Source organism: Actinophytocola sp. (assembly GCF_035942955.1).
In the GTDB taxonomy this organism is placed as follows: Bacteria; Actinomycetota; Actinomycetes; order Mycobacteriales; family Pseudonocardiaceae; genus DASYTH01.
In genome coordinates, this window is record NZ_DASZCQ010000025.1 from 1 (window position 1) to 4,819 (window position 4,819).

Annotated in this window: 6 protein-coding genes; 4 read left to right on the plus strand and 2 right to left on the minus strand. The window is 71.6% G+C overall.

What is annotated here, in order from left to right; translation table 11 throughout:
• Positions 1-234 (minus strand): helix-turn-helix domain-containing protein (locus VGX25_RS01930; RefSeq protein WP_326915760.1); only part of this gene is annotated, 234 nt, incomplete at its 3' end.
• A gap of 34 nt (positions 235-268) precedes the next feature.
• On the opposite strand from VGX25_RS01930, the gene VGX25_RS01935 reads away from it, so the two are divergent.
• The 4 genes from VGX25_RS01935 (at position 269) to VGX25_RS01950 (ending at position 3,363) form a co-directional block, all read left to right on the plus strand.
• Complete coding sequence (locus VGX25_RS01935) at positions 269-1,180, plus strand: aldo/keto reductase (RefSeq protein WP_326915761.1); 912 nt, start codon at positions 269-271, stop codon at positions 1,178-1,180.
• A 39-nt stretch (positions 1,181-1,219) separates the two neighbouring features.
• Positions 1,220-1,657 carry a hypothetical protein gene (locus VGX25_RS01940; protein WP_326915762.1) on the plus strand — a complete coding sequence of 146 codons (438 nt, stop codon included), beginning with the start codon at positions 1,220-1,222 and terminating at the stop codon, positions 1,655-1,657.
• A complete protein-coding gene (locus VGX25_RS01945) occupies positions 1,654-1,980 on the plus strand; it encodes a transcriptional regulator (RefSeq protein ID WP_326915764.1) in 327 nt (108 codons plus the stop codon). The genes VGX25_RS01940 and VGX25_RS01945 overlap by 4 nt, the downstream gene beginning before the upstream one ends.
• Positions 1,981-2,142: 162 nt before the next feature.
• Positions 2,143-3,363, plus strand: a complete 1,221-nt coding sequence (locus tag VGX25_RS01950) for a helix-turn-helix domain-containing protein (protein ID WP_326915765.1) — start codon at positions 2,143-2,145, stop codon at positions 3,361-3,363.
• Positions 3,364-3,527: 164 nt separating this feature from the next.
• Here the strand turns inward: VGX25_RS01950 and VGX25_RS01955 are convergent.
• A partial coding sequence (locus VGX25_RS01955) for a DUF6801 domain-containing protein (protein WP_326915766.1) occupies positions 3,528-4,819 on the minus strand: 1,292 nt, incomplete at its 5' end.

Below are 4,819 nucleotides of genomic sequence, written 5' to 3' on the forward strand. Positions count from 1 at the left end.
TTGCAGCCCAACGGATCGCGGGGCCAACGCGGCCACCTCCCACAACCGTAGCCCGATCCGGTACTCGCCCGCGGGGTCGCGTTCCAGCGCGCCCCACGCGTGCAGCTCGCCGACGATCCGGTGGGTCGTGGTCAGCGGCACCCCGGACCGCCGGCTGATCTCCGACAGCCGCAGCCCGGTCTGCGCCTCCTCGAACGCGTCGAGGATGCGCAACGCGCGGCGCAGCACGGACATGCTCACCAATCTGGCATCGGGAAGACTTGCCGGCATGATCGATCGTCTCGGTGTGGGCCTGGCCGCGCTCGGCCGCCCCGCCTACATCAACCTCGGGCGGGAGGGCGCGCTGCCGGCGACGCGTTCGGTGGGGGAGATGCGCGCCGCCTGCTGGGCCGTGCTCGACGCCGCGTACGCCGCCGGGATCCGGTGGGTCGACGTCGCCCGCTCCTACGGCCGCGCCGAGGAGTTTCTCGCCGGCTGGCTCACCGATCGCGGCCACGCCGACGTCACCGTCTCCAGCAAGTGGGGCTACGCCTACGTCGGCGGCTGGCGGCTCGACGCCGAGGTGCACGAGGTCAAGGAGCACACCCTGGCCCGGTTCACCCACCAGTTCGGACAGACGAGGAGCCTGCTCGGCGACCGGCTGGCCCTCTACCAGGTGCACTCGCTCACGCCGGACAGCCCGCTGTTCGACGACCACGAGCTCACGGCCGCACTGGCCCGCAGCGGTGTCCGGCTGGGCTTCTCCACGTCCGGCCCGGCCCAGGCGGAGACCATCGCAAGGGCGCTGGACCTGGAAGTGGAGGGGCGGCGCCTGTTCACCGCCGTGCAGTCCACCTGGAACCCGCTCGAACCCTCGGCCGGCCCCGTCCTCGCCCGCGCGCACGACGCGGGCGTCCACGTCCTGGTCAAGGAGGCGCTGGCGAACGGCCGCCTCGCCGTCGACCCACCGCCCCTGATCGCCCACCTCGCCGCCCGCCATGACGTCGGCCCCGACGCCATCGCCCTGGCCGCCGCCCTCGCCCAACCCTGGGCCGACACCGTTCTCCTCGGCCCCGCCGGTGTCGACCAGCTCCACTCCAACCTCGCCGCCACCACCGTCGACCTCGACGAGGACCTGACCACGCTGGCCCAACCACCGCCCGACTACTGGGCCCACCGCGCCAGCCTCCCGTGGACCTAGCCCTTGTGTTTCCATATCGGAAACCCTACAGTTTCCGCCATGGAAACTCATGGGCGGATCGGCCCGGCCGAGGCGTCGGCGGCACTGGCCTCGGCGGAGCGGAGCCGGGCACGCGTGGCATGGACCGGATATCCCGCGTGGTACTGGCTCACCACCGCGGCGGGCCTTGCCCTGCTCCCGCTGACCACCCTGCCGCCGGCCTGGCTGGGCGTCGCGATCTGCCTTGCGGTCGGGATCGTCCTCACCCGGCTCGCCGTCGCCGTGAACCGGGCCCGCGGGGTCTGCGAAGGCTGGACCGGCAGCGCGATGCGGGCGCGTGAAGTTGCCGTGCTGTACGGACCCTCGGCGGCCGTGCTCCTCGCGGGCGCGTTCACCGCGCGGCTCGCGTGGTGGGCGCCGATCGCCGCCGGCGTGCTGGTGTTCGTGCTCTTCGCCGGCACCGCCCTGACCCTCGGCGCCCGAGCCGCCCGCCCGTGACCCGCCTGCCCGACACCGAGCCGCCGGCCACCGAGGACGGCTTCGACCAGCTCATCCACGCCCCGGTCCGGCTGCGGATCTGCGCCGCGCTGAACCCCGTGCGCGAGATCGAGTTCGGCGCCCTGCTGACCATGCTCGGGATCAGCAAGTCCGCCCTCAGCAAGCACATCGCACTGCTCACCGACGCCGGCTACGTCACGTCCCGCCGCGCCGTCCGCGACACCCGCCAGCGCCTCTGGCTCAGCCTCACCAGGGCCGGCCGATCCGCGTACCGGACCCACGTCGCCGCCCTGCACCGGATCGTGGGCGACGACCGACCATAGGACCTCCCCGCCGGCCACCGGCTCGTGCCAAAGTTGTCATATCCCAACAAAAACGGCGCGTGAATCTGTCACATGGCTGACAAGTCGTTCGTTGGTTCCTGCCCGATGTGACATATGGCGTTAACTTTTGGTGGAGCCAGTGGTGATGCGCGAGGAGCCGTGATGACGGTCGACCACCGGATCGACGAGATCGTGTTGCCCCGCAAGCTCGCCGACATCTTCCGGCCGGAGCTGCCCAGCCTCGCCGGCGAGATCGTCGACGAGATCCGCGCGACCATCCCGTCCTACGCCAGGCCGCTCGACGGCCCGTACGGCACCGCGATCAGAGCCGGCGTGCTGCACGCGACCGAGCTGTTCGTCGACCAGATCGCCGATCCCGACGTGTCCACCGAGCAGTGCCACGACGTGCACCGCAAGCTGGGGCAGTACGAGATGCGCGAGGGTCGCAGCCTCGACGCGCTGCAGGCGGCCTACCGGGTGGGCGCGCGCGTGGCCTGGCGGCGGATCATGCGCGTGGGCAAGCGAAACGGGTTGTCGTCGACGGTGATGTCGCAGCTCGCCGACGCCATCTTCGCGTTCATGGACCGGCTGGCCTCGGTGGCACTGGACGGCTACCTGGAGGCCAAGGCCTGCTCCGCGGGCGCCATGGAGACATGGCGCCGCCGGCTGCTCAGGCTGATCATGGAAACCCCGGCCGCGCCGGCCCGGGCGATCGCCGAGCTCGCCCATCTGGTCGGCTGGCCGATCCCGGAGACGGCCACACCCGTTGCCCTGCAGGCACTTCCGGGCGCCGGGCACAACCAGCGGCATCCAGTGCTCGACCCCGACATCCTCGTCGAGCTCGATGGCGTCGAACCGCACCTGCTGGTGCCGGGCCGGGCCACCGGCGCGCGGATCGCCGCCATCCGGGCCGTGCTGCCCGAGTGCCTGCTGTCGGTCGGGCCCAGCGTCCCGCTGGAGTCGGTCGCGGATTCCCTTCGCTGGGCCAGAAGGGCGCTCACCCTGGCCGAGGAGGGCGTGCTCGACGCCGGGCAGGTGGTGCGCTGCGACGATCACCTGTGGATCCTGCTGGTGCGCTCGGACGACCGGCTGCTCGCCCAGCTCGAGCGCCGATTGCTCGCGCCGCTGCGGCCGATGACCGCCAAGCAGCAGAAGCGGATGCTCGAGACCCTGCGGGCCTGGCTGGACACGCAGGGGAGCGTGCTGGACATGGCCGCCGCGCTGAACGTGCACCCGCAGACCGTGCGCTACCGGATGCGCCTGCTCGAGGAGACTTTCCACGACCGCCTGCACGACCCGCGCCGCCGCTTCGAGATGGAACTGGTGCTGCGCGCCCGGACCATGCCCACGGGAGGCGGGCAGTCGCGGCGCCCTACCGGCTGAACGTCGACCATGGTGCGCAATACGCCACCAAAGGAGACGGTGTATTTCTCCGGGCTGCAGGAAAAGCGGTACTGGGAACACGGGCACCGGATTGCGGGGAAGGTGATCGGCGGGTCTTCTGATGGCTGAGGATATTGGCATGCTGAAATTCGTCAGTAGCGCGCTCATCGTGCGCCGGGCGGCGGCACTTCGGCGGGCATCGGCGGGCAGACGACGTCCTGGGCGTCGGGGAAGTCCGGGGCACAGACCGGACCCTGCTGCGCCCTGACGAAGTTCCCGTTGCTGGACACCATCCCGGTCAACAGCCGGTCGAGGTTCTCGGTCGTGCCGCAGCCGGCGAACGGCGGGATGTCGGCGAACCCGGACAGCGGACCGCCTCTGAGGATGTTGGTGTAATCCGGGGTGCCGCCGTCCAGCACCAGGTTCATCGGTGTCGCGGACCGGCAGTTCGGCCCGACGTCCAGCGGCACGCCGTTGACCGTCACCGCGATCACCCTGACGTCCAGTTGTGCCGAGGCCCGCACGGAGAAGGTGAACGGCTCGACGGCGAGGCCCTCGGTGTGGACCACCATGGGGCCGGCCTGGATCATCTCCAGGGTGGCCAGGACGGGCATGAAGCCGAAGGCGAGGAAGGTGCCGGTCATCGGCGGGAGCCTGCCGCCGACCAGCTCCGCCGGGTTGTCGGCACGGAGGACGTCACCGTCCTGGGTCGGCGGGACGACGGCCACGTTGGTCAGGCCAGGCTCGATCCGGATCGAGGCGCCCAGCTTGTTCACATTGGCGTGCCCGTTGATGAACGCGCAGCTGGGAAAGCCGCCCGGTGGTGCGGGGATGTTCCCGCATTCCGGCGGAACCCCGGTCAGCGGTTGCACGGTGGCCAGCGTCGGGTCCTGGCCCGCGTCGAGGCCGCAGGTACCGGTCAGGACCGGCGGATCGGTCGGCACTCCGCCGCTGGTGGGTGCCAGGTCCAGGGTGAGCCCGCCGGCGAGGTACACGGCCGGTCCGGTTCCCATGGTGGTCGGTGCCACGTCGCCGAACGCGAACAGCGGTCCGGAATCGAGCGGCGAGTCCAGCAGTGTCAGGCCGGGCCAGCCGGGGTCGCTCGGCGCGTCCTGGAGCACCGTCACGTCCAGGCGGGCGGTCCCGCCGACCGTATCGGCTCCCAGCGCGCGCAGGTCGGCCACGGATTCCGGGGGGAGCGTCACGAAGTAGGACACGCTGGGTTGGATCTGCCGGCCGGGAATGACCCGGTCCGGGAAGAACGCGCTGACCTCGAGTTGGACGGCGCGCGGTCCCGCGGGGAAGGCGCAGGTGTAGTTGAGGAAGACGTCGATGGGCCCGGCCGCGGCCGGCGCGGAGCCGGTGTATGCGGACGCCACCAGCGCGCCGACCACGCCGAGCATCACGGCCCGGCGCACCCTGGGCCGGGCCGTGCCGCCGGCCGGCGTCCGGCGGG